The organism is Agrobacterium pusense, from assembly GCF_013285525.1.
GTDB classification, from domain to species: domain Bacteria; phylum Pseudomonadota; class Alphaproteobacteria; order Rhizobiales; family Rhizobiaceae; genus Agrobacterium; species Agrobacterium pusense.
Window position 1 is genome coordinate 1,467,279 of record NZ_CP053857.1, and the last position, 23,219, is coordinate 1,490,497.

General features: G+C 58.9%; 21 protein-coding genes and 1 pseudogene. 8 read left to right on the forward strand and 14 right to left on the reverse strand.

Annotated features, from left to right (window positions below; genetic code table 11):
- Positions 1-18 precede the first annotated feature (18 nt).
- The gene (locus tag HQN82_RS20350; RefSeq protein WP_173615738.1) at positions 19-792 is read right to left on the reverse strand and encodes an ABC transporter permease; all 774 of its coding nucleotides are present in this window, start codon (positions 790-792) and stop codon (positions 19-21) included.
- A 3-nt stretch (positions 793-795) separates the two neighbouring features.
- Positions 796-1,635: an ABC transporter ATP-binding protein gene (locus HQN82_RS20355; protein WP_173615739.1), complete on the reverse strand. Its 840-nt coding sequence runs from the start codon at positions 1,633-1,635 to the stop codon at positions 796-798.
- 232 nt (positions 1,636-1,867) lie between these two features.
- Here HQN82_RS20355 and HQN82_RS20360 point away from each other — a divergent pair, with 232 nt between their 5' ends.
- Positions 1,868-2,572 carry a GntR family transcriptional regulator gene (locus HQN82_RS20360; RefSeq protein WP_173615740.1) on the forward strand — a complete coding sequence of 235 codons (705 nt, stop codon included), beginning with the start codon at positions 1,868-1,870 and terminating at the stop codon, positions 2,570-2,572.
- 23 nt (positions 2,573-2,595) lie between these two features.
- Here HQN82_RS20360 and HQN82_RS20365 read toward each other — a convergent pair whose 3' ends face one another.
- A complete protein-coding gene (locus HQN82_RS20365) occupies positions 2,596-2,994 on the reverse strand; it encodes a nuclear transport factor 2-like protein (protein WP_006698707.1) in 399 nt (132 codons plus the stop codon).
- 81 nt (positions 2,995-3,075) lie between these two features.
- Between HQN82_RS20365 and HQN82_RS20370 the strand changes: the two genes are divergently transcribed.
- A complete protein-coding gene (locus HQN82_RS20370) occupies positions 3,076-4,314 on the forward strand; it encodes an amidohydrolase family protein (RefSeq protein WP_173615741.1) in 1,239 nt (412 codons plus the stop codon).
- A gap of 104 nt (positions 4,315-4,418) precedes the next feature.
- On the opposite strand, the gene glgX is transcribed toward HQN82_RS20370, so the two are convergent.
- The 3 genes from glgX to HQN82_RS20385 form a co-directional block, all read right to left on the reverse strand.
- Entirely contained in the window at positions 4,419-6,494 is a 2,076-nt protein-coding gene (gene glgX / locus HQN82_RS20375; protein WP_173615742.1) for a glycogen debranching protein GlgX, read from the reverse strand.
- A gap of 282 nt (positions 6,495-6,776) precedes the next feature.
- The gene (locus tag HQN82_RS20380; RefSeq protein ID WP_173615743.1) at positions 6,777-6,965 is read right to left on the reverse strand and encodes a DUF2934 domain-containing protein; all 189 of its coding nucleotides are present in this window, start codon (positions 6,963-6,965) and stop codon (positions 6,777-6,779) included.
- A gap of 318 nt (positions 6,966-7,283) precedes the next feature.
- Positions 7,284-8,120, reverse strand: coding sequence for a helix-turn-helix domain-containing protein (locus tag HQN82_RS20385; RefSeq protein ID WP_006698704.1), 837 nt, complete (start codon positions 8,118-8,120; stop codon positions 7,284-7,286).
- Positions 8,121-8,255: 135 nt separating this feature from the next.
- On the opposite strand from HQN82_RS20385, the gene HQN82_RS20390 reads away from it, so the two are divergent.
- Positions 8,256-9,290: a fatty acid desaturase gene (locus tag HQN82_RS20390; protein WP_173615744.1), complete on the forward strand. Its 1,035-nt coding sequence runs from the start codon at positions 8,256-8,258 to the stop codon at positions 9,288-9,290.
- A 20-nt stretch (positions 9,291-9,310) separates the two neighbouring features.
- Positions 9,311-10,057, forward strand: a complete 747-nt coding sequence (locus HQN82_RS20395; RefSeq protein WP_173616030.1) for a phosphate/phosphite/phosphonate ABC transporter substrate-binding protein — start codon at positions 9,311-9,313, stop codon at positions 10,055-10,057.
- Positions 10,058-10,120: 63 nt separating this feature from the next.
- Here the strand turns inward: HQN82_RS20395 and HQN82_RS20400 are convergent, their stop codons facing one another.
- The 6 genes from HQN82_RS20400 to HQN82_RS20425 all read right to left on the reverse strand — a co-directional run bounded on the left by HQN82_RS20400 (position 10,121) and on the right by HQN82_RS20425 (position 15,941).
- Positions 10,121-11,608 carry an HAL/PAL/TAL family ammonia-lyase gene (locus tag HQN82_RS20400; RefSeq protein ID WP_173615745.1) on the reverse strand — a complete coding sequence of 496 codons (1,488 nt, stop codon included), beginning with the start codon at positions 11,606-11,608 and terminating at the stop codon, positions 10,121-10,123.
- 87 nt (positions 11,609-11,695) lie between these two features.
- A complete protein-coding gene (gene hutC / locus HQN82_RS20405; RefSeq protein WP_173615746.1) occupies positions 11,696-12,436 on the reverse strand; it encodes a histidine utilization transcriptional repressor HutC in 741 nt (246 codons plus the stop codon).
- 100 nt (positions 12,437-12,536) lie between these two features.
- On the reverse strand, positions 12,537-13,451 hold the full coding sequence (locus HQN82_RS20410; RefSeq protein WP_172873720.1) for an ABC transporter substrate-binding protein: 915 nt from the start codon (positions 13,449-13,451) through the stop codon (positions 12,537-12,539).
- A gap of 62 nt (positions 13,452-13,513) precedes the next feature.
- The gene (locus tag HQN82_RS20415) at positions 13,514-14,185 is read right to left on the reverse strand and encodes an ABC transporter permease (RefSeq protein WP_004438136.1); all 672 of its coding nucleotides are present in this window, start codon (positions 14,183-14,185) and stop codon (positions 13,514-13,516) included.
- On the reverse strand, positions 14,182-14,832 hold the full coding sequence (locus HQN82_RS20420) for an ABC transporter permease (protein ID WP_006698697.1): 651 nt from the start codon (positions 14,830-14,832) through the stop codon (positions 14,182-14,184). The genes HQN82_RS20415 and HQN82_RS20420 overlap by 4 nt, the downstream gene beginning before the upstream one ends.
- The gene (locus HQN82_RS20425; protein WP_173615747.1) at positions 14,829-15,941 is read right to left on the reverse strand and encodes an ABC transporter ATP-binding protein; all 1,113 of its coding nucleotides are present in this window, start codon (positions 15,939-15,941) and stop codon (positions 14,829-14,831) included. Before HQN82_RS20425 ends, HQN82_RS20420 begins: the two co-directional genes overlap by 4 nt.
- 649 nt (positions 15,942-16,590) lie before the next feature.
- Between HQN82_RS20425 and HQN82_RS20430 the strand changes: the two genes are divergently transcribed.
- The 4 genes and pseudogenes from HQN82_RS20430 to HQN82_RS20445 all read left to right on the forward strand — a co-directional run.
- Positions 16,591-18,210 (forward strand): GMC oxidoreductase, encoded by a 1,620-nt coding sequence (locus HQN82_RS20430; protein WP_173615748.1) that lies wholly within the window; start codon positions 16,591-16,593, stop codon positions 18,208-18,210.
- A gap of 112 nt (positions 18,211-18,322) precedes the next feature.
- Positions 18,323-18,502: a hypothetical protein gene (locus HQN82_RS20435; protein WP_006698694.1), complete on the forward strand. Its 180-nt coding sequence runs from the start codon at positions 18,323-18,325 to the stop codon at positions 18,500-18,502.
- Between the two features lie 78 nt (positions 18,503-18,580).
- A complete protein-coding gene (locus HQN82_RS20440; protein ID WP_034498416.1) occupies positions 18,581-19,438 on the forward strand; it encodes an SDR family oxidoreductase in 858 nt (285 codons plus the stop codon).
- Positions 19,439-19,619: 181 nt separating this feature from the next.
- Positions 19,620-19,928, forward strand: a pseudogene (locus HQN82_RS20445) (thiamine pyrophosphate-binding protein); the annotation flags it as partial.
- A 380-nt stretch (positions 19,929-20,308) separates the two neighbouring features.
- Here HQN82_RS20445 and HQN82_RS20450 read toward each other — a convergent pair.
- Positions 20,309-21,904, reverse strand: a complete 1,596-nt coding sequence (locus tag HQN82_RS20450; protein ID WP_173615749.1) for an EAL domain-containing protein — start codon at positions 21,902-21,904, stop codon at positions 20,309-20,311.
- Positions 21,905-22,358: 454 nt separating this feature from the next.
- Positions 22,359-23,207, reverse strand: coding sequence for a LysR family transcriptional regulator (locus HQN82_RS20455; protein ID WP_173615750.1), 849 nt, complete (start codon positions 23,205-23,207; stop codon positions 22,359-22,361).
- Between the last annotated feature and the right edge of the window lie 12 nt (positions 23,208-23,219).

The following is a 23,219-nucleotide window of genomic DNA, read 5'->3' on the forward strand; positions in this document are numbered from 1 at the left end:
TTTGTTTTGAGTAGATGTTCAGGCGGCAGTGAAATCCTGGCCGCGGGCGGCCCAGCCCGTGACGCGTGCCTCGATAAGGGAGAAGGCGACGTAGAGAAGCACACCCAGAAGGGCGAGGATGAAAAGGCCGGCAAAGACCAGCGGCACATCGAAATTGGACGAGGCCGACATCATGACATTGCCGATCCCGCGGTTGGAGGCCACGGTTTCCGACAGGACAGAGCCGACGAAAGCGAAGGTGACGGCGATCTTCAGCGAGGCGAAAAAGAAGGGCATCGTACGCGGCAGTCCGACATTCCAGAGGATGTCGAGCTTGCTTGCGCCCAGCGATTTAAGCACGTCCTCCAGCTCCGGCTCGGTCGTTGCAAGGCCGGTAGCGATGTTGACTACGATCGGAAAGAAGCACATGGCGAGCGCAGTGAGGATTGCCGGCACGGAGCCGGAGCCGAACCACAGAACGAAGATCGGCACGACCGCTACCTTGGGGATCGACGAAAAACCGATCAACAGGGGGTAAGCCGTATCGTAAGCAACGCGCGACACGCCGATTGCAGCCCCAATGGCAACGCCGACCGCCACTCCGAGGACAAAGCCAACCATCGTCGTCCAGAGTGTCTGGATTATATGTGGCACGAGGATCGGAAAGCGCTCGACAAGCGTCTGGAAGACCTGGCTTGGACGAGGCACGACGAGATCGGACACCTGCAAGGCGATACAGAGGATTTCCCAAAGGACGAAGAACGCGAGGATGAGAGCGGCGGCCCAGAAGCGGCGGCGCAAATCATAGGTCATGGGTCAGGCTCCCTGGATAGCGGTGTCAGACCGGGCATCGATGATGAGTTCGCGCAGGCGCTGGTTGAGCGCGACGAAATCGTGCTCGAAGGTCATTTCGATTGTGCGGGGGCGGCGGAAATCGACGGGGCTATCATCGATAATGCGACCGGGCCGCGCACTCATGACGCAGATGCGGGATGCCAGGAAACCTGCTTCCTTCAGGTCATGGGTGATGAGCAGGACGGTCGGCTTGCGCTTCATCCAGAGCGACTGCATCGTGCCCCATAGTTCTTCGCGGGTAAATTGATCGAGCGCGCCAAAGGGTTCGTCGAGCAGAAGCAGCCTGGGTTCGTGAACGAGCGCACGGCAGAGATTGGCGCGCTGGAGCATTCCACCGGAGAGCTGCCATGGGTAATGGCTGGCGAACCTGTCCAGGCCGACATCTGCAAGCAAGGCGCGGACCCGGTCGCGGAATTCACCGTTCTTCTTCGCTCGGTATTCGGCACGGAATGGCTTCACGATCTTGAGTGGCAACATCACGTTGCGCTCTATCGTCAGCCAGGGGAGCATGGTCGGGTTCTGGAAGGCCATGCCGATGCGCAGCGCCTTGGCGCCAACCTCTCGCCCACCAACGATGACCGCGCCCCTGGTCGGCTGCAGCAGGCCGGCGGTAAGCCGCATGATCGTTGACTTGCCGCAGCCGGAGGGGCCGACGAGTGCCACAAATTCCCCGTCCGCAATGCGCAGATTTGTCTCTTGCAGCGCAACGACTGCCTGTTCCTTGCGGCCGAAGGAAACCGCGGCTTGCGAGAGCTCCACGGCGGGAGCGGCAGATGTCGTCAGTTGAGGCACAGTCAGCATTAGGTCACCGTGAAAAGCGTTTCGATAACTGTATGCAATCTGCGTGCCAACATACATGCATACTCAATTGTCTTATTCTGCGTGCGATATCTTTGGCGTGTAAAATGAATGCACTAACTGTATGCATCTGTTTTGGGCATTTTTGATTTGCCTTGCATTTAAATGCGGCAGCGCGCCGAGTTGATTTTCCCCGTCGCCTCGCTTATCGATTGGCCGGAGAAGAGGGTTGGCGATGACCGGCAGTAAACGTTCGGTAAGAGGTGAAGGGGATCGCGTCGCAGCGATTTGTACGGCTCTGCGCCGTGCCATCATCGAGCGGGCGCTGCAGCCGGGTGACCGGCTGCCGGAGGATGCGCTCGGTGAGCGATTCGGTGTCAGTCGCACTATTGCCCGTCACGCGCTCGGCCAGCTTGCGGCCGAAGGTCTCGTCGACCTTCGGCGAAACCGTATCGCCGTGGTCGCTACGCCATCCTTCGAGGATGCACGGGATATTTTTGACATCCGCCTCGATCTGGAAAAGCAGGTGGTGAGACGTCTCGCGGGCAAGTTGACGGACGCGCAGGCCAAGCAGTTGAAGGCAATCGTCGAGGCCGAGCATGAGGCCCGGCACGGGCCTGAGGGCGCTTCGATCCGTCTCGCCACAGGCTTCCACGTGCTTCTGGCAGAGATGACCGGCAAGCCTATCCTGATCCGATATGTCACGGAAATCTGTTATCGTGCAGGCCTGTCGCTTGCTGCCTTCGGGCGGCCACACTCTTCCGACTGCGCGGTCAGCGAGCATCTTGACCTGATCGAGGTGATCCGCACCGGGCCGGCGGAGAAGGCTGAGGCGATGATGGTCGAGCATCTTGAGGCGGTTGCCTCGCGGGCGTTGTTGCAAAGCTCAGGCGCCAAGCCACGCGACCTGATGGATATCCTGGCGCCTTATGCAGACTGAAAGGAGCCGGGCTCCTCTAACGTTTAGCGGGCGACGGATGGGTCGAGTATCCATTCGGCGCTGTCGTTCCAGACGTCTGTATCCAGGATCAGGCCGTCACGCACGGTGAATCGGTCGATATATCGGTTGTTGTCGAAAGGGGTGCCGTCCGGCCATTCGCCGTAGAGATAGCCGAGGCTATAGATGATGGTTTCCGTTTCGCCAGGCACGACGTCGTAACGCTCGATACGCTTCTTCACCCATTTATAACGAGCCGCGTTGAAGTCGGTTGGGCCGCTCGGTGTGTCAAAAAGCCGATTGCCGGTAAAGCGGCAGATGAAGCCCGGGGCGACATAGGTCGCGGCGCGAGCAGGATCGCGCGCCATTGAGGCGGCGAGATAGTCCTTCACCGATTGCAGATCGCGTTCTGTTGCCTCGTTCATGGGAATCTCCAAATCTGTTGCGAATGTTTCGTCAAAAGTGCATACATTTATTGTTACGCAAACTACCCATCGAGTTGCAATATGTCATTTCAAGAATCCTTCGATCTTGTGCTGCGCGATGCACGCGTGAACGGATGCGCCGCGCTGCAGGATATAGGCGTCACCAATGGCCGCATTGCCGCTATCGGTCAGATCGCAGCGGGAGCAGGCCGGAAGGATGAGGCAGTCGGCGGGAGGCTGGTGCTGCCGGGTTTCGTCGATACCCATGTTCATCTCGACAAGTCGTGCCTCTTGTGCCGTTGCAGCGATGCAGGAGGCGGGCTGAAGGGCGCGATTGCCGCGGTTGCCCGTCTGAAGCGGGACTATACGGTCGAGGACGTCTATGCCCGCGGAGCCCGGACGATAGAGATGGCAATTGGCAAGGGTACGATGCACATGCGCACCCATGTGGAGGTTGATCCGCGGGTGGGCTTGCGCAGTTTCGAGGCGATGAAGCGGTTGAGACAGGATTATGCTTTTGCACTCGATCTTTCCATCTGCGTGTTTCCGCAGGAAGGGCTGACCAATGATCCGGGCACGGAGGAATTGCTCGAGCAGGCGCTTGTCGAAGGTGCGGACCTTCTCGGCGGTTGCCCCTATACCGACAGCGATCCGTCCGGCCAGATGGAACGGCTTTTCGCCTTGGCCACGCGACATGACGTGGATCTGGATTTCCATCTGGACTTTGACCTCGATCCAAGCTGGGGGCATCTTGAGGAGATTTGCGACCGGACGGAAAAGGCGGGTTGGGGCGGGCGGGTGGCTGTCGGCCACGTGACCAAACTTGCAACCATGAATGAAGCAATATTTGAACGTCGGGTCGCGCGGTTGTCCCAAGCGGGCGTCGCGGTAACGGCGCTACCTTCGACCGATCTCTATCTGAACGGCCGGGAAGCCGGTTTTCGCGCCGTGCGAGGCATAGCACCCGTGCATATCCTCAAGGATCGGGGTGTCACGGCATCGATCGCCAGCAACAACATACTCAACCCGTTCACGCCTTTTGGCGACTGTTCACTTCTGCGCATGGCCAATCTCTACGCGAATGTGATGCATCTCGGGCCAGAGGATTTCGCGGCTTGCCTGGATCTCGTCTCGGAGGATGCAGCCCGGCTGATGCGGATCGACGGTTACGGGCTGGTTGTCGGCGCGATGGCCGACATCCTCGTAATGGAAGGCGAAGACGAGACCGAGGTCTTCGGCGGGTTGGGCGAGCCCGTCATGGGTTTCAAGCGGGGGCGCAAGAGTTTTGTCAGGCCAGCCGCTACGGTGCTCCGGCCTTGACATTTTTGGAGCACCGCTGCGTCGTTCTGGTTCTCCTCCGACCTGCGGTCCCGGTGGGCCGGCTCCGAACAGGATACTATCCTGCGAAGCGCTCTGATTCCGCTTTAAGATTGTTTTCCCGCACGCAATAGCACGAGGCTACGGTCGATCAGAACATATTCGGCGGCTTCGATTTTTCGGTCAGTCGCTTCGGGATCGACTGTCGTGAGGACTTCCACCCATCCTCCGCTCACCTCCGGAAGAGCGAATGGAACGGACCCGTCATGGGGATTGAACAGGATGAGGATATCATCCCAACCTTCTTCCTCATCGTGATCGCGGCGAACACGCAGCCCGATGGTGGTGGCACCGGGATCATCCCATTGCTCCCGGGTCTGCTCGCTGGCCGCCGGGTTGTACCACGTTATGACCATTCCGTCGCGCCAGTCGTCGCGCCTCAAAATCGAGTGTTCATGACGCAGCGAAATCAATCTGCGGGCGAAATCGCGCAGTTGTGCGGCGCTTGCGGGTAGATCCTCCCAATGCACCCAGCTCAGTTCGTTATCCTGGCAGTAGGCATTGTTGTTGCCCATCTGGCTGCGGCCAAACTCGTCGCCAGCCAGGAGCATCGGTGTTCCGTGAGAAAGAAAAAGCGTTGCAAGAAAATTTCGCTTTTGACGGTCGCGGAGAGTAATCACTCCCTCGTCATCGGATGGCCCTTCCACACCAAAATTAAAGCTTCGGTTGTCGCCATGACCGTCCTTGTTATCCTCGCCGTTCGCCTCATTGTGCTTGTCGTTGTATGAAACGAGGTCGTTGAGCGTGAAGCCGTCATGCGCTGTCAGGAAATTTACGCCGGACCAGGGACGACGACCGCGCAAGTCATAGACATCGCCGGAGCCGAGGATACGGGCGGCGAAATCCCGGGTCGTGCCATCCCTGTTTCTCCAGTAATCCCGCACGGTATCGCGGTACTTGTCGTTCCACTCGGCCCAGCCTGGGGGAAACCCACCGACTTGATAGCCGCCTGGCCCAATGTCCCATGGTTCTCCGACAAGCTTCAGACGTGACAGCACGGGATCCTGCCCGACGGCATCGAAGAATCCGCCGCGCTGGTCGAACCCTTCCGGCTCGCGTCCCAGGATCGTGCCGAGATCAAATCGGAACCCGTCGATCTCCATCTCCTGCGCCCAGTAGCGCAACGAGTCTGTAACCATCTGCAAAACACGCGGGTGGGAAGTGTTTACCGTGTTTCCGGTGCCGGTGTCGTTGATGTAGTAGCGCGGCTCGTCCGGCATTGTGCGGTAATAGGAGAAGTTGTCGATGCCTCTGAAGGAGAGGGTTGGTCCCATCTCATTGCCTTCGGCGGTGTGATTGTAGACGACGTCCAGGATGACTTCGATCCCGGCGCCATGGAAAGCGCGAACCATGTCCCGAAAGCCCTGGACGCCCCGCGGACCCATGTAGCGGTTCGCCGGAGCGAAGAAGGCAAGCGTATTATATCCCCAATAGTTTTTCAGACCTTTTTCCAGCAAATGGGCGTCGTGCGGAAACCAGTGTACCGGAAGCAGCTCAATGGAGGTGACCCCCAGACTTTTGACGTAGTCGACAATCTCTTTCTCCCCAAGGCCCTCAAATGTGCCTCGGAGAGCTTCCGGAACGGCGGGGTGAAGCTGCGTGAAACCCTTGACGTGGGTCTCATAAAATATTGTCTTCGACCAGGGAACGTCGGGGCGCTGTTGACCCCTTGGCGCATCGGACCTGGCGATCACGCGAGCCTTTGGCACAAACGGCGCGCTGTCAGTGTCGTCGAAGGACAAGTCCTTGTCCGGACTGTCTGTCACGTAAGCAAATTGCGGCTGGCCCCACTCTATGTCGCCTACGACTTCGCGCGCATAGGGATCGAGCAGAAGCTTGTTAGAGTTGAACCGGTGCCCGCTTTCCGGTTCGAACGGTCCGTAAACGCGGTAACCGTAAAGTGCGCCTTCTTTCAGGCCCGGCACATAGCCGTGCCAGACTTCGTTAGTGTATTCCGGAAGCTCGATGCGTTCGATCTCCGCGGTCCCGTCGCTTGAAAACAGGCAGAGTTCCACCCGCTCCGCATGGGCGCTGAACAGCGCGAAATTTACGCCATCTCGGTCCACAGTCGCGCCGAGTTGACGGTGGTCACCGGCGAGAATACGGGAGTTTCTGCTGATCATGGATGCCTCTGGAAAACGCGTGGGATATTGCGGGTGAGTGGAGACGCGGTGTTTTCGTCGCATGAGAAACACGGATGCGTCAGGAACGTTCCCTCCCGTATGGCGACAATCTTGCAGCCAGAGGCATGGGCCATTCCGTTTCGCGAGTGAGTTCTCCGATGTCGGCCGGAACAGACAAAGACCGACGGGCGCTGATATTATCGCCCCGGCGATGAGCGACTGTTCAGGACGTTGCGCCGCTCCTGAACAGTCTGGCAGTTTTGTGGTGAAATCGAGCTTCTGTTACGTTTGCGGTGACAGGTTGTCCTCCGCTGCGCCGTCCGGGACCGGGGCGTCGACCGGACCGAATTCATTCTCCCACTCGGCACTTGCGGCATGCCACTGCTCTTCGTCCTGTCCTTCCGGACGACCGGCCTGCTCCCACAGTTCGTAAGCGCGCTTCGAAATCCATTCCTCGCGATCGGTGCCCATTTCGTTCTCCCTTTGAGGTGTGAAGCAATATTCTCCTGCCCCAACCTTCGCCACCAGCGAAAGTTCCAGTCGCGCCGCGTGGGCATCAGGCAACCGTCACCACTGTTGTCCGCGAATATGGCGATCTCACTGAGGCTGACGGCGCGCCCGGTATTTTGGGAACAGGGCGAGTCCGGAACGGCGGAAGCAGCCGGAGCGTGTGAGGATGATCCCAAAGGCGGGCAAAGCGTCAACGACGCGGCGGCTCAGTCCGGATTTAGATGGCGTTGCAGGCCTTGTGTCGGATGATTTCCGGACGGCGGATGCCGAGGGCTCGCTTCACGAAACTTCGAGCGTCCTGACGAAGTCGGCAGTCTGATGCGCGTGAACACGCGTGAAGCGGATCAACTCATCGAAGTGCCGCTGCATCTTTCGGATGGATTCGGCATTGTTCAGCACGAGATACATGCCGCCGACGAAAATCGCAGCGCGTTGCGATCCGAAGATCGTGTAGGGCACGGAAAACCGCTCTTTCTCATTAAACAGGAATAATCTGAACGACGGATAGAGTTCATTGATCAGGTTTGACATGTACTGAAGCTGCTCGGCACGTATCTCCCTTTTCAGTCCCCGCCACATGCCGCTCCCCTGGGCAAAGGCCTCAAGTGTCTCGCGTGGCATACACACTTCCATGTCCGTGCCGGGTTGACGATTGTAATCGAGCCTGAATGCCGTTTCGCTTGCTTGTGCCTTGACGCTTTGATGCGCGGATCTCGCCTCGAAGGCGATGATCTGTGGCGTGCGGAGCAGGTCGGGAATGCGGGCCGGCACGTAGCGTATCTTGGAGCCGGCGGCCTCTGCATGCCATTTCATCAGGAGGGTGTCGGTGTAGTCTTCGCCACCTTCCTCTATCTCGAAGCTCGGGCGCAGTTCGCCCATCAGCCCGGGATCGTGCGAAATGCCAAGCAGCCAGTCCAGTGAAACGGAATGACGTTCGGCAATATTCAGAAGCGTTTCAACGCGCGGCAGCCGCGCCGAATCGCTTGATAGAAGCTGCGACAGAGCCGATCGGTCGATCCCGATTTCGGCTGCAAAGGCCGAATGACTCAATCCAGAGCGGGAAACCAGCTCCGTCAGCCTGATGCGAAACAGGTTGGAAAGCGCGCGCTTGTCCACTTTTCACCTCGTTGTTTACAATTATCACCATATTCTACTTTTTGTGATCAGAATCAACGGTCGGTAACCATAATCCCGTTGTGTGCCGCGCCCTGGGGTGAAAATCTCTCGTTACCTTTCCAATAGAGGGATATTATGAGTGACATTGCCAGTGAATCCAACGCAGTAAGCCGGCCGCGCCCGAAGTCGCTCAGGATCGAGTGGCCGACGATAGGATTGCTGATCGTCTGTTACGGTCTCTGGGCCGGCGCTGGTTACGCCCTCTATCCGCTTTATCCGTTTGCAGCGCTTGTCTTGATGGGCATCGCTGTCGCGTTGCATTCATCACTTCAGCACGAGGTGCTGCATGGGCATCCGACCCGCAACGCAAGGCTCAATGAAGCGCTGGTGTTTGCACCGCTTGGCATTTTCTATCCCTACCGCAGCTACAAGCGGACACATCTGCAGCACCATGCGGATGAGCGGCTGACGGACCCGTTCGATGACCCGGAAAGCTATTACCGCGCCATGGGCGACTTTGAGACTTTGCCCGGGTTTTTAAAGACATTGCTCGGATGGAACAATACGCTCATTGGACGCCTTCTCATCGGTCCGCCGCTGATGGTCGTCGGATTCACGATATCGGAGTGGCGAAAGATCGCCAAAGGCGACCGGCGGGTCATCTATGCCTGGGTCCTGCATGTGGCTGGTCTCATTCCCACGTTGCTGGTCATATCCCTGCTGTTCGGTATTCCGCTCTGGCAATATATCGGTGTCGCTGCCTATCTCGGCATTTCCATCATCGCCATCCGCTCCTATTGTGAGCACCAGTGGGCCGAGCGGCCGGACGGGCGAACGATCATCGTCGAGAACTCCGTTCTGGCCCCCCTGTTTCTCTACAACAACCTGCATTTCGTGCATCACAAGCTGCCGACTGCGGCGTGGTATAAGCTGCCATCGCTTTATAAGGCCAGACGCGCCGAATGGCAGACGATGAACGAGGGCTATGTTTTTGCCAATTATTTCGAGGTTTTCCGCGCTTTTGCCTTCCGTGCAAAAGAGCCGGTAGTGCATCCCGTACTGGGACGGCCCGAATTAGTTACCGCAACACCGTCCGTGGCCTATGTGCCAACTGATTTCGTAGCCTACGTGATGCCCGATAATTCCTTGAGATCGGACGCCTCAACGTGACCTTGATAGCGGCGCTGCCGATGTATGACTGGCCGGAATTGCGTGTGGAGACCGATGCTGCGTGGGCGGAAATGCGCGTAAGACTTCTTGCGCAGGGCATCGATGCTCCCGAGAGTCTTGTCCGGCGCAACGCAGATATGCCACCCGTTCCCGGTGGCATTCGTGATGAGGCAGGATCCGTCATCGCTCCGGATCCTGCCACGCTTGATCCTATCTCCCTCGATCTCGCAGTCTTGTGGCGCCATCCGAACCTTCTCGTTTCCCAGACATGCTGGGGTCCCATGGAGCTTGGCCTCGAAGACCACGTCGAAGTCATCGGTCAAGGCAATTATGACGGGATCACAGGCGGTGCGGGTGCATTTTACTCAAGTGCCCTCATCGCCCGGATTGGTGAAGGCGGCGACGATGTCGCCCCGTCCGAGGAAGGCGAGGCGATTCTGCCGCTCGGATTTTTCAGTCAGAAAAGGCTGGCGTTTAATGAGCACCGGTCCCTCTCCGGTTATCTCAGCCTCAAACGCGATTTACAGGCGGCCGGTCGAGGCCTCGATATGTTCCGGGAATTGGTCGAGACTGGCTCGCATCGCGCTTCGGTGATTGCCGTTGCCCACGGTGATGCCGATATTGCCGCGATTGATTGCAAATCCTGGATGATTGCCCAACGATATGAGCCGGCAGCAGCAGGCCTTCACGTTGTCGGCTGGACCGCGCGGCGCAGAGGCCTGCCCTTCATCCGCGCTAAGGGTATGGATATCAAAATCGCGATGTGACGGAGAAGCTGGAAACAGTGTGGCCGCCAACGGTTTTGCATGTGCCTGTAGCGCCGCCTGATATCAGTTTGGCGGCGTGTTTTGCGACATAAGGGATCGGATAGCCTCGATGTCCGCCGAAGGCGGCCGGTCATCCGAGTAAGGGGCGACATGGGTGCGGAGCAGGCCGTAGAGCGCGTCGGTACCGGACGCCCTTGCCGCAACGGATTCAATGAAATCATGCGCCTGTGTCGCCGCCATCCATTCTATCGACAGGATATATTCGGCATTTTCGATAATTGCGAGGAGCTTGTTGGCGGCGGCGGTCGGATGGGCCAGGAAGTCTTCCTGCAGAGCGGAGGTCAGTCCGCCATCGGTGGAAGCGGGCGCCGCAAGCCGCCGGTTTTCGTTGGACAGCGCAGCTGCGGTATATTGCGCGATCATGAAACCGGAATGGCTGCCGGGATCGGAAGCGAGAAATGGAGGAAGCCCGCTCACCAGAGGGTTGACGAGCCTGTCGATCCGCCGTTCGCTCATCGCCGCGATCTGGGAGAGTGCGATGGCAAGACTATCGGCTGCCTGTCCGAGGGCCGGGGCCACCGCGTGAGCCTGCGACCATACGATGGGCTCTTCCGGTGACCCGGCGAGCGCCGGATTGTCTGTCACGGAGGCCAGTTCTCGGTCGATGATGGTCGCGCAGCTATCGAACACATCGCGTGCCGCGCCATGCGCGTGGGGAATGGCGCGCAGGCTGAGGGCATCCTGTGTACGCTTGCCAAGCGACGCTTCGATGAGACCGCTGCCTTCAAGACGCGTCCTAAGGGCTTTTCCCACCGTTGCGATGCCCGGTGAGGAGCGTAGCGAGAGCACGGCTTCTCCGAAGGCCGACATCTGGCAACCGACCGCTTCCAGCGTCAGCGCGGCAATGGCATCCGCCCAATCAAGCAGTCGTGCCGCGCGTGCCAGAGCGACACTGGAGAGGCCCGTCGCGCATGACGTGCCATTGACGAGGCTCAAGCCTTCCTTGGCGCCAAGAACGAGTGGTTGAAGGCCCATTTCCGCCAGAGCGTCCCGACCGCTGAATGGTTTGCCACCGAGCTTTGCCCTGCCTTCGCCAATCAAGACGAGTGCAATATGGGCATTATGTATCAAATATCCGGCTGACCCTTTTGACGGCACATCAGGGATACAATCGCATTCCAGGAACCTCGTCAGATGGGTAACGATCTCCCTGCGGACACCGGAGTAACCATGGGCAAAGTTGGCTATTTGTGAGGCAATGATTGCGCGTACCTCGTGGCGGCCAAGCAATGGGCCGACGCCGCAGGCGTGACTGAGGACGATACTGCGGGAAAGCTTTCCCTGGGCAGCGCGATCGACCACCGTGTCAGCCAGAGCGCCAACACCGGTGTTGACGCCATAGGCACGGATACCGTTTTCAACGATGCCGTCGACAATTCGGCTTGCCCTTTCGATCCGTCGGTAGGCTTCGTCCGAAAGGGCGAGATGATCGCCTTGGCTCACAAGGGCGACATCGTGCCAGCTCAGGGCTTTGTCCAGCATGACCGTCATGAGGTTCTCCTCGGGAACGCCGTCTGGACGGAAGACGACGACATTGTGTTGCCATTGACTGATCCGGTTTGTACGCCTGTCTGTGTATCAGGTGCTGTACAGGCGGTAGCGGCTTCCGGGATAGAGCAGGCGCACCGACGAGATGACGCCAACGTCAGACCATGTCCGGCGTCGCACCAGAAGGCAGGGCTCTGCTTTGGAGATCGCCAAAAGCTTGCATTCCCAAGGCTGCGCCGTAACGGCCTCGATATGTTGTTCAGCCCTGATGATCGGTGCCACGGCGGTGAGATAGCCGTTCGGCGTTCTGGTGCTGAAGTCCTGATTGACGTAATCCGGGACGATCCCGTGGTTTACGAAACGATCTTCGATCTGCATCGGGACGGAATCTTCCGCGTGGACGATAATCGAATGAGCAACGGTCGCGCCCACATCGACAGAGAGCGCTTCGGCGAGTTCGGCATCGCATGTCTCCGTGCGAAGTAGAACGATCTTTGCCGTGTGAATGCCGCCATTCTGGTTGATCTCGTCGGCAATATTGGGAACACTTTGGAATTGGGACGTTCGCTTTTTACTTGCAACGAACGATCCCTTGCCTCGGACACGGACCAGAAATCCCTCGTCCGCCAGTTCGCGCAGTGCCCGGTTGGCGGTCATGCGGCTGACACCGAGCATGTCCACCAGTTCATTCTCCGATGGTACACGCTGGCCGATCGACCATTCGCCCGTTTCGACGCGGCTGCGAACGTAGTCCTTGAGTTTGACGTAAAGCGGCGGGGGAATTGCCGCTTCATCCTGCCGATTTTCGACCTGTTTCTTTACCGTGTGCATGGGTTCCAAGTCGCTTGGTCGTCACAGCCCGAAATCTCGGCGTCTGACATACGGAAATGCATGGATGCGGGTATGGGTGTGCCATACCCGCAAATGATGGTCAGTTCAACTTGTGGGCCGTGAGCCACTCTTCGGCGACGACGTCGAAGCTGTCATGATTGGCCAGTCGACCGTTCATGACGATGAGATCCTTGGTGGTCAAGGCTGAGGATACGGCGTTGAGCGTCGTTGTCACGACATCGCTGACCTTTGGCGTCGCGATAACCGGGACAATGTTCTGCGCGGGGAAGAGGTTCTTCACATCTTCCAGAATGATGAGATCATTGGCGGCAATGGCGGGATCCGTCGAGAAAAGGTTTGCCGCCTGTACCTGATCGTTCACCAGCGCAGACAGCGTCAAGGGACCGCCGACATCGAGGGACTTGAAGGACTTGAACTCCAGGCCGTAAATGTCCTTGAGGCCGATGATGCCTTCTTTACGGGTTTTCCATTCCGGCGGACCGCCGAGCACCAATTCTGAGGCGACCGGTGCCAGATCGGCAATTGTCTTCAGCTTGTATTTCTCGGCGGTTGCGCGTGTCACGGCGACGCCGTCCGAGTCCTGTGCTTCAGATGGCGTCAGCATCGACACGCCCTTTGGCAGAGCGGCCTTGAGCGCAGCCGCCACGTCCGCCGGTGCGTGCGCTGTGGCGTTTTTGTCGAGATAGCTCAGTGTCGCACCCGCATATTCGGGCAGGAGATCGATCGAGCCGTCGAGCAGGGCGGGGATGTAGACCTCACGGCTGCCGATGCTGAGTTTCGTCTCCACCTTGATGCCCTTTGCAGCAAGCGCCTTGGCGTAGATGGTCGCCAGAAGCTGGCTTTCGGGGAAGTCGGCAGAACCGACGATGATGGTCGAGGTGTCCGTTCGCGCCGCCGGGGCCGCGCCCAGCGGGTCGGTCTGGCCGAACGATGTGGTCGCCGAAAGCGCCATGAAGGCCAATGCGCCAGCGGCTTTTAAAATCCTGAATGCCATGCAGCTGCTCCTCTTGTTTTTTACTTGGGTGAAAATGCGTCGGTCTTTCAAGCATGTCGCGCCTAATGGCGGCGCGTCAGTCCGGGTGAGATCGTCAGCTTCGAGATGATGCCTATCGTCAGGTCGACGGCCAGCGCCAGAGCGCCAACAAGCACGGCGCCCGCTGCCATCTGATAATAGTCGTTTTGCGCCCGCCCATCGATGATCAAGCGGCCCAGTCCGCCGAGTGACACGTAAGCGGCGATCGTTGCGGTTGAAATGATTTGCAATGTGGCGCTGCGCAGACCGGAAAAGATCAGCGGCAGTGCGCATGGCAGTTCCACGTCGAAGAGAATGTCGAGCGGGCGTTTGCCCATGCCACGCGCCGCATCAACCGCGGCCGGATCAACCGCCGCCACGCCGGCATATGTGCCATTCATGATGGGCGGCACCGCCAGAAGCACCAGAACGACGATGCTGGGGAGAATAAAGGCCATGTCTGACGAAAAGACGGGTCCGAACAGGATTACCAGCAGAACAATCAGGCCAAGGCTCGGAAGTGCACGCAAGGCATTGGCGAGACCGGCAATCAGGAAAACGCCACGGCCGGTGTGTCCGACATAGAGGCCGACCGGCAGGCCGATCAGGCACGCAAAAAAGAGGGCGATGGAACTATACACCAGGTGCTGCACAATAAGTGCGAAGACACCGTCATTGCCGGTCCAGTGTGCCGGGTTTGAAAACCAGTCGATCATCTTTCAGCACCTCCAGCCTGCCACGGTGTGAGACGACGCGCGATGAAAAGCACAATGCCATCCAGAAGGACCGCCAGAACAATACACAGGATAATGCCTGCAATGATGGGTGTCAGAAAGCGCAGTTGCAGTCCCTGTGTGAAAAGCAGGCCAAGCTGGGGTGTCCCCACCAGCGCCGCGACCGAGACGATGCTCACATTCGAAACCACGGCTACGCGCAGGCCCGCTGCAATGACGGGAACGGCGAGGGGAAGCTCGACGAAGAGCAGACGATGCATGGGGCGATACCCCATGGCATTTGCGGCCTGGACAACATCCGGCGACACCGACTCCAGTCCGTCGCTGACGGTTCGCACCAGAAGAGCCAGCGCATAGATCGTCAGCGCGACGACGACGTTCAGAGGATCGAGGATGCGTGTACCCAACACGAGCGGCAGAAGGACGAAGAGCGCCAGCGAAGGAATGGTGTAAAGCAGCCCGGCTGCGCCGAGCATTGCGGAGCGAAAAAGACCTGCCCGCTGCGCGAGCCATCCGAGGGGCAGCGCCAGGATGAGTCCGATCACAACGGGGATGACGGAAAGCCATACGTGCCAGGCGAACAGTTCGGCGATGCGGCCGGATTCGCGGTATAACCAGTCGAACCTCATGACCTCGTCCCCTGACGGCCGTTGCGCGTGGCCTCAATCGCGGCCACAACATCAGGCAAGGTCACAGTGCCAACGAGTTCGCCGGACGGCCTCACAATCACGCCCCGGCCTGAAGGTGAACTGAGCGCCGCGTCGAGGACGTGGCGCAGGCTGCTCCCCTCGACAGCGAGGGTTCCGCTGAGATTAAGGTCGCCTTCGCGCACGGTATTTCCGGTGCTTTCGACGTCCACCCAGCCGAGCGGACGATTTGCGGCGTCGGTTATCAGGACCCAGCGGTCTGTAGCAATCTGACGGAGTGACTCGGGACTGGTGCCGAGGGCCGCCGTCGGCTCCTTGCCAAGAGAAATGCCTTCCTTGAACTCGGCGAAACCGAGGATCCGGTAGCCGCGATCGCGGCCGATGAAGTCTGCGACGAATTCATCCGCCGGCCGCGCAAGCAACTCCCGTGGCGTGGCAATTTGCGCCAGCGTACCGCCGGTGCGCAGCACCGCCACCTGGTCCCCAAGCTTCAGTGCCTCGTCGATATCATGTGTCACCATGATGATGGTTTTGCCGATTTCGCGCTGAAGACGCAGGAATTCATCCTGTAACTGTGCGCGAACGACCGGGTCGACCGCACTGAAGGGCTCGTCCATCAACATGAATTTCGGATCCGACGCCAAAGCCCGGGCAACGCCAACACGCTGTTGCTGTCCACCGGATAGCTGCCACGGATACCGATCGGCAAAGGCAGCCGACAGTCCTACGCGCTCCAGCAGATCGTGCGCGGTGCGAAGCGCCTGCTGCTTGGGGGTGCCGTTCAGGCGCGCTGTCGTCGCTATATTCTGCACCACCGTTCGATGGGGAAAGAGACCCGCATTCTGGATGACGTACCCTATCCGACGCCGCAACAGCGCTACGTCCATCTTGTCCGTGGGTTCGCCGTCAAGAAGGATCGACCCGGACGAAGGCGTGATCAGCTGGTTGATCATGCGCAGCGATGTGGTCTTGCCGCAGCCTGAGGGGCCAACGAAAATGGTCAATTTTCCTGTCGGCGCGGTGAGCGACAACCTGTCTACAGCCGTTGTCGCGCCACGATAATGCTTGCTGACCTGATCGAACGTAATCACGCACACAATCCTTTGTAGCCGGGGTTTTTGACCACCCTCTATTGCTGCCCTCAAGTTGTCTATACAATCACGAAGTTTTCGATTTCGCAAGCGGGTGTGCCTAAAGATTTCGCGTGTCGCGATTTTGATAATTCTTTGGGCGATTTGCGTGGAGTGTTGGGAACGTGACCGTTTGAAATTGAAAGAGAAATCGCCCCGCACTGTCTTTCGCCCAAGTCGGTGGAAAGGGGGACTGCCCCAGTTAGCAATCACGATGTCGAGAAAAAATTCTGCCCGGGCTGAGCGCGGGGGGCGACGGTTAACGCTGGCTTCGTTTCGGAAACTCAGCGGCAGACATTGTGTGTTGCCCGTGAATGATGCCGCTCGCATCGTTCCCGCAGATGAGCCGCTGGAAGCTCGCCCCCGGGTCGTGGCCCGCTGGCTGGAACGGCGCGGCTTTGAAATTACTCTTCATCTGCATCGTTCCGAAGCCGCTGCCGCATAAGCTCTTCTCTTGCACTCGGGTCAGCGCCCGGCGAGCTCTCTGGCTAGCCTGTACGGCGCTCCCGCCCGGGGGGCGAGTGGCGCGAAGTGAACGGTGAAAACTTGGCGTTGCAAGGCACCCCCTACCTTCCGTTAGTGTGGAAATGATCCGTGGAAGCGAGGGGTGATGGTCGAATACAATCCGGGCGCGTCTTCGATATCGTTTCAGGTTTGCGTTATTGGGGCGGGGCCGGTCGGGCTCGCGCTGGCCTTTGCCCTCGAAAGGCAGGGCGTAAGTGTTCTGCTGGTGGAGGCGGGCCGAAATGGCCATCATAGACGGCTTGCCAGCGTTACAAACCACCACCATGCGCCTCTGGCTTCTTCGACGGCAGGAGGGCTTGGAGGAACCACGTCACTTTGGGGCGGGCGTTGCGTGCCGTTCGATGACATTGATTTTCTCGAGCGTGCGCATGTTCCCAACTCCGGATGGCCGATCGGGCATGAGAGTATAAGCCGCTATTATGCCGATGCCCTGCACTTCCTGAATGTCAGGGCTTCGCCTGTCTCGCCGGGCGTCGGTGCTTCACCGGCGGGAGATGTCCATCTTGACTCTATCGAGTGGTGGAGCAGCCAGCCGGACCTTGGCGTGACATGCCGGGAGCGAATTGAAAAATCCCGTTTGATACATTTTCTTTCGGATACATCCGCAACGACAATCGATGTCGACGCCACGGGGGCGGTTACGCATATCCGGCTCAGCAACGGGCATGGCGACATGCGTGTTCCGGTAAAGACCCTGGTGCTGGCCTGCGGCGGCGTGGGCAATGTCCGCTTGCTTCACGAACTGCGCAAGAAACAGCCCGAGCGTATTTCTCAGACACTCGGGCATTATTATCAAGGCCATCTTACCGGTTATATTGCGGTGATCGAGCTTGAGAATGACGCCACGGTGGAACAGCTGTCTTTTCAAAGAGCGCCTTCCGGTGGAATTTTCCGTCGAAGGTTCCAGCTTTCAGGCGATGTCCAGCAGCGTCTGGGTCTGCTCAATTCCGTCTTCTGGCTCGATACCATCTCCATATCGAACGCCATTCACCATTCTGCCGGTCTTTCCGTCCTCTTTCTCGCCCTGCAATTAACCGGACTTTATGGGCTGCTGGCCAAGGGTAAGGCCGCAGGGTCCCGCCTGACTACAGGCGTTCGTTATCGCGAGCATTTCCGGAATCTGGTCCCTACATTGTCGGCTTTTCGCGATCTGCGGGCCACAGTCGGCCAGTTCCTCCGCCGCCGCGATCGCAAAACACCGCTCGTGAATCCGGCACGGCGCTATCTCCTGCGTTATCACGCAGAGCAGATACCTGATCACGCCAGCACGGTTCTGCCGCCTCCCGCCGGCGTGGAGGATCGGCCTGCCGCTGTTGCGATAGACTATCGGGTCAGCGAGGAAGATCTGGAGTCGATCGAAAAATCCCATGCTTTTCTGGATCAGTGGCTGCGGGGAAATGGGGTAGGGAAGCTCGACTTTCTACACCCGTCTTCGGAGCGGCGGCAGGCTCTTCGTGTTCAGGCCTATGACGGGTTCCATCAGATCGGCTTGACCCGGATGGCCGCAACAGCCGATGCGGGCGTGGTCGACAGTGACTGCAAGGTCCACGGTGTCGCCAATCTCTATGTCGCCGGGAGCTGCGTGTTCCCGACGGGCGGGCACGCCAATCCCACCTTGCCGGCCGTGGCGCTTGCCATGCGGCTTGCCGACCATCTGGGCCAAAAGCTCAAGGGCCACGAGCCAGCGTTCCACGCCGGTCCCTGAAATACGTCCTCACGAAATGTTAAATCTCGGAACTCCTTTCGAGTCGCGCAGTTCGACTGGTGCGGGCCATGAGGCGCGCGAGTGATAAATCACCAACATGAGGAGACATACCATGGCAAATCAGGGTGGTACGCACGAACAGCACGTGAAAGCAGGCCAGCAGAGCCATAAAGGCAGCGATAAGCGTTCGCAGTCTGCGTCGGCCTCCGGCAGCGGTGACAACGGCAAAACCCGCGGCGGCACGCATGAGCAGCATGTGAAGGCCGGCCAGCAGAGCCATAAAAACTCCTAGTGACTACCGATAGCCGAAAGATCCCCGCGCGCGCCGCGGGGATTTCTTTGTTTATTTTGTGAAAGACAGGAAAGCTCCATGACCGGTTACCCGCAGCCCCCTTTTCCAGAACAGCAACAGAAAATCCCGGGCCGTACCAATGAGATGTCACCTGTTCCTGATCACGGTGAAAAGACCTATGTCGGGTCTGGCCGACTGGAAGGAAAAAAGGCGATCATTACCGGCGGCGACAGCGGTATCGGACGGGCAGTCGCCATCGCTTATGCACGCGAGGGCGCCGATATATTGATAGCGTATCTCGACGAGCACGACGACGCTGAAGAAACGAGGCGTCTGGTGGAGGAAGCCGGACGCAGGGCGGTTCTGGTGGCGGGCGACATCCAGTCATCCTCCCATTGCCGCCAGATTGTCGAGAAGGCCCGTACGGAACTCGGCGGCATCGACATCCTCGTCAACAACGCGGCCCATCAGAACACCTTCACCGAAATAGAAGACATCAGTGACGACGAGTGGGAGATGACTTTTGCCGTCAATATCCACGCAATGTTCTATCTGACGAAGGCAGCCGTTCCACATATGAAGGCCGGGGCGGCAATCATCAACACCGCCTCCGTCAATTCCGACAGTCCCAATCCTACTCTCCTTGCTTATGCGACCACAAAGGGCGCGATCCAGAATTTTACAGCTGGCCTGGCGCAGCTGCTGGCGGAAAAAGGCATCCGGGCGAATGCGGTCGCACCCGGCCCGATCTGGACACCCCTCATACCGTCCACCATGCCCGCGGAGAAAGTAGCCGAGTTTGGCAAGCAGGTGCCGATGAAGCGCCCGGGCCAGCCGGCCGAATTGGCGACAACCTATGTCATGCTGGCCGATCCTCTTTCGAGCTATGTGTCCGGCGCAACCATAGCCGTGACCGGCGGCAAGCCGATCATCTGAACCCGGTGGGCAAGCCGTGTGGAGGGGCGCGTGCCTGGGTGACGGGTTTGCTGCCTTGGGGCTCGCTTCGGCCGCCTCGATGACCCCGACAGCGTCGTATCGTGGAGCCGAATACAACTCTCTTGAAAAATGAGCATCCCGACCGCAATCGGCGGGGTGCGACAGGAGCGAGGAACGGACAATGACCACAGCAGCCGATATTCTGGTGGAGACATTGATCGCATGGAACGTCGATACTGTCTTCGGTCTTCCGGGCGATGGTATCAATGGCGTGATGGAAGCGCTGCGCAAGCGTCAGGACGCCGTAAGGTTTATCCAGACCCGGCATGAGCAGTCTGCGGCCTTCATGGCGACGGCCTACGCCAAATGGACGGGAAAGCTGGGGGTCTGTCTCGCGACCTCGGGACCCGGCGGCACCAATCTGCTGACAGGCCTCTATGATGCCAAACTCGATCAGGTTCCCGTCCTTGCGATCACCGGGATGCAATATACTGCGACACGTTGCTGATTGTCGGATCGACTTTTCCCTATATCGAATTTTATCCCGATCACCGGGCAGACAAGGCAGTCCAGATCGACCTCGATCCGCCACGCATTGGGCTTAGTCATCCCGCGCAGTGTGGCCTTGCTGGCGACGCGCGTGAAAAACGCCTGGCAGGGAACAATTGCCGCAGTGCCCGGTTCGAGAGCGGCCCGTCCGATGGGCTTTGTGGCCAAGCGCTCCGAAACTGCCCCTGGCTTGGTCACCGTGGACGACCTCCCCAACTGGCCTCCTCCAAGATGCTTTTGGGGAGGTCTCTTTTTGAGATATCGCAGTTTCAACCTGTGTTGCCTGCCAGCCCGGGATTCGACCTCGCACACCACAATGTCCTATTGGCCCGCCGCCTTGATGATTTCGGGAGAGGCGCCGTATTTCTGCTTTGCGTGACGGTGATAGGCAAGGAATTCGCTGGCGGGAAGCGCTTTCGCAAACAGCCATCCTTGACCGAAATCCACACCCTGACCTTCCAGATAGTCCCGCTGGTCTTCCGCCTCGATACCTTCTGCCACGGTGAACAGGCCCAGCGCTTTCGCCATGCCGATGATGTGTGATGTGACCGAACTCGTTGCGGTATCCTTGCCCACCGTGTCGACAAAGGATTTGTCTATCTTCAACGCGTCCAGGGGGAGGCCCTGCAAATATTGAAGGCTGGAGTAGCCGGTTCCGAAATCGTCGATCGCCACCGAATGGCCGCGCTGGCGCGCCTCGGCAAGGGTGACCTTTGCAGCGTTGATGTCGATGAAGCCGCGCTCGGTGGCCTCAAGCCAGATCTGCTCGGGCCGGATGTCCGTATGCCGAAGCTTGCTGGCGATGACCGCAAGAACACGGCCAGACTTGATATCGTCGGCGCAGAGATTAATGGCGATGTGCAGGGTTCGGTCCTCGACAAGCACCTTGCGAAGATCGGCAATGACGGCGTCGATGACCTGATCGGTGATCGGCATGATCAGGCCGCTTTCTTCCGCCAGGGGGATAAACAGGTCGGGGCGGACAAGCGTACCGCCCGGCCGCCTCCATCGCACCAGCGCTTCCGCCCCCACGCAGATGCCCGTCTTCAATTCCACGATTGGCTGGTAATGAACGATGAATTCCCGTTTGCGAACGGCGATCTCAAGCTCCGCGAGTGGCGACAGGCGCTTCTTCGACAACCACGCCACGATGCCGACCACAAAGGCAGCGACAATCGCCCCGGCGGGAAGAAACAAGATCCGTTCACGCCGCACCTGCTCTGCGACGTTGGAACGTGGCTCCATCGCAATCGCTACCAGATCGTCACGGCGGCTGACAGCATAGATGGTGTCTTCCGTCATGCCCTTCTCGGGCTTGCCGACCGGCGCCGGCACCAGGGCGCGGTCGGGTGCATTCAGTTCATTTATCAAAATGCCCCGCTCGTTCGTAAGAGCCAGGGACATGCTGTCATCCATAAGGATGTCGACAAACCGCGAGGGTTTGACAAGTGCGCCGTGCGCGCCGTGGTGAAGGGCGATCATCCGTGTGCCGCGACTGGCGCTTGGCTCCACGCGGATAGCCACCTCTAATCCCTGACCGGTCGTAAAATCGATCGGCGATTGGCGTATCGTTTCCTGGGCAATTCCCCAGGAGGTGCATTTCAGGACGCCGTTTTCGAAATATCCGATTTCTTCCACTGACGGTGCATTTATCGTCAGTCTGCGCATCAGTTCTATGTGGTCGTTGGAACAGGAAGGCAAGCGGGCAGCTTCCACCTCATCGAGCGCATTCTCTGCGTCCCTGAACGTGTCCGACGCCCGTTGAATAGCCTGATCGGCAAGCGTCTTCAAAATGTCCTGGTCCTTCCTGACCGCGATGATCCATGACGCATAGGCCATGGTGGCGATCGGTATCATCGCGCCGAGAAGCCCCAGAATTATTCCAGTCGTGATGACGCGGTTTCGTCTTGTTTCCATCACCGGTCCTTCGGCATGTGCAATGCTGGCCCCATAGCCATCAACCCCATGAGATATTCCTGCCGCAGATGGTCGCCTGCCGATGTGCACCCGGAAGGGGCGTCCGAAGGTTTGACCAAATGGCTGCGCTGATCGCTGGATACACGTTTTCGTTGAGCGGGTCTTGATCCGATCTGATCCCTCGACGCAATTTCTAAGCTTTGCCGGAATTATCTCAACGATCCGGCCTGCCGTTACGCCGGATTCTTACGGGTGGTTTCTCGGGCTTTGTTAAAGGTCATCGTTCATCTGAGGTTCATGTTCAGGAGGCGAATTTGTCTTCGGTCGCTCCGCCAAGCGGCACGATAGAGGCTCGTTGTTTGAAAAGAACAACGGGCCTCTCTTGGTTCTGGGGCGAAACTGCATTGCGTTCATCCAAAAGCCGCGCGAATGCGGTGGCCTTGGGTGGAATGTATCAAGGGGTCAAACCTGGAAGAACGGCACGGATGTGATCACCCAAAGCCCTGGCCGCCGGGGAGCTCTGCGGGCCGGAGCATTCGATTGCTATGCCGAGTGTCGGCAGCGGAGGCAGCCAGCTTTTAACGACATGCAGATCCGGTGGGACAGCGGTTCTCGTGAGCACGCTGATGGCATGGCCGGATCGCGCAATTGCGATGAGACCCGAAAGGCTGTTGCTGGCAAAGGCGATCCTGTAGCGGCGATTGGCTGTTTCCATGGCGTTGCACGCTGCGCGATGATCCAGCGTCGCCGGCGCCGAAAGAGCGAGCGGCAGCACATCCTTGGCAAGAAGTTCCGTGTCCGGCCTGTCCGCCACCCAGACGAAGCTTTCCCTTCGAAGAACCTCAGAGTGATCCGGTTCCGAGCGCGAGACCAGCGCCATGTCGATCTGACGGCGCTGAAGGAGAGGGCGCAGCTCTATCGTCGGCGCGCAGACCATACGCAAATCGACTTCCGGATAGGTGGCGCAGAAGCCCCTGAGCAATTCGGGAAGAAAGGCGATGGAATAATCTTCGGGACATCCGAGGCTAACCGTGCCCTGAACCGTGGCGCCGTTCATGTCGGCGAGGATTTCGTCATGACGGGCAAGCAGGGTGCTGGCATGGGCCAGCAGTTTTTCGCCCGCTGCCGTCATCCGCACGCCCGCACCGGTTCGTTGCAGCAACGGTTGACCCACCTGTTCTTCCAGCCGCTGCATCTGTGTGCTGAGCGCCGATTGCGTGCGCCCCACCTGCGTCGCTGCGGTGCTGATGGAGCCTGCGCGGCAAACGGTGACAAAGTTCTTCAGAAGTGTGAGATCAAGCATGGCGATATCAAG

Coding starts and splice junctions, on each gene's coding strand:
- HQN82_RS20350 (WP_173615738.1), bottom strand. CDS start 792: ATGACCTATGATTTGCGCCGCCGCTTCTGGGCCGCCGCTCTCATCCTC.
- HQN82_RS20355 (WP_173615739.1), bottom strand. CDS start 1,635: ATGCTGACTGTGCCTCAACTGACGACATCTGCCGCTCCCGCCGTGGAG.
- HQN82_RS20360 (WP_173615740.1), top strand. CDS start 1,868: ATGACCGGCAGTAAACGTTCGGTAAGAGGTGAAGGGGATCGCGTCGCA.
- HQN82_RS20365 (WP_006698707.1), bottom strand. CDS start 2,994: ATGAACGAGGCAACAGAACGCGATCTGCAATCGGTGAAGGACTATCTC.
- HQN82_RS20370 (WP_173615741.1), top strand. CDS start 3,076: ATGTCATTTCAAGAATCCTTCGATCTTGTGCTGCGCGATGCACGCGTG.
- glgX (WP_173615742.1), bottom strand. CDS start 6,494: ATGATCAGCAGAAACTCCCGTATTCTCGCCGGTGACCACCGTCAACTC.
- HQN82_RS20380 (WP_173615743.1), bottom strand. CDS start 6,965: ATGGGCACCGATCGCGAGGAATGGATTTCGAAGCGCGCTTACGAACTG.
- HQN82_RS20390 (WP_173615744.1), top strand. CDS start 8,256: ATGAGTGACATTGCCAGTGAATCCAACGCAGTAAGCCGGCCGCGCCCG.
- HQN82_RS20395 (WP_173616030.1), top strand. CDS start 9,311: ATGTATGACTGGCCGGAATTGCGTGTGGAGACCGATGCTGCGTGGGCG.
- HQN82_RS20400 (WP_173615745.1), bottom strand. CDS start 11,608: ATGACGGTCATGCTGGACAAAGCCCTGAGCTGGCACGATGTCGCCCTT.
- hutC (WP_173615746.1), bottom strand. CDS start 12,436: ATGCACACGGTAAAGAAACAGGTCGAAAATCGGCAGGATGAAGCGGCA.
- HQN82_RS20410 (WP_172873720.1), bottom strand. CDS start 13,451: ATGGCATTCAGGATTTTAAAAGCCGCTGGCGCATTGGCCTTCATGGCG.
- HQN82_RS20415 (WP_004438136.1), bottom strand. CDS start 14,185: ATGATCGACTGGTTTTCAAACCCGGCACACTGGACCGGCAATGACGGT.
- HQN82_RS20420 (WP_006698697.1), bottom strand. CDS start 14,832: ATGAGGTTCGACTGGTTATACCGCGAATCCGGCCGCATCGCCGAACTG.
- HQN82_RS20430 (WP_173615748.1), top strand. CDS start 16,591: ATGGTCGAATACAATCCGGGCGCGTCTTCGATATCGTTTCAGGTTTGC.
- HQN82_RS20435 (WP_006698694.1), top strand. CDS start 18,323: ATGGCAAATCAGGGTGGTACGCACGAACAGCACGTGAAAGCAGGCCAG.
- HQN82_RS20440 (WP_034498416.1), top strand. CDS start 18,581: ATGACCGGTTACCCGCAGCCCCCTTTTCCAGAACAGCAACAGAAAATC.
- HQN82_RS20450 (WP_173615749.1), bottom strand. CDS start 21,904: ATGGAAACAAGACGAAACCGCGTCATCACGACTGGAATAATTCTGGGG.
- HQN82_RS20455 (WP_173615750.1), bottom strand. CDS start 23,207: ATGCTTGATCTCACACTTCTGAAGAACTTTGTCACCGTTTGCCGCGCA.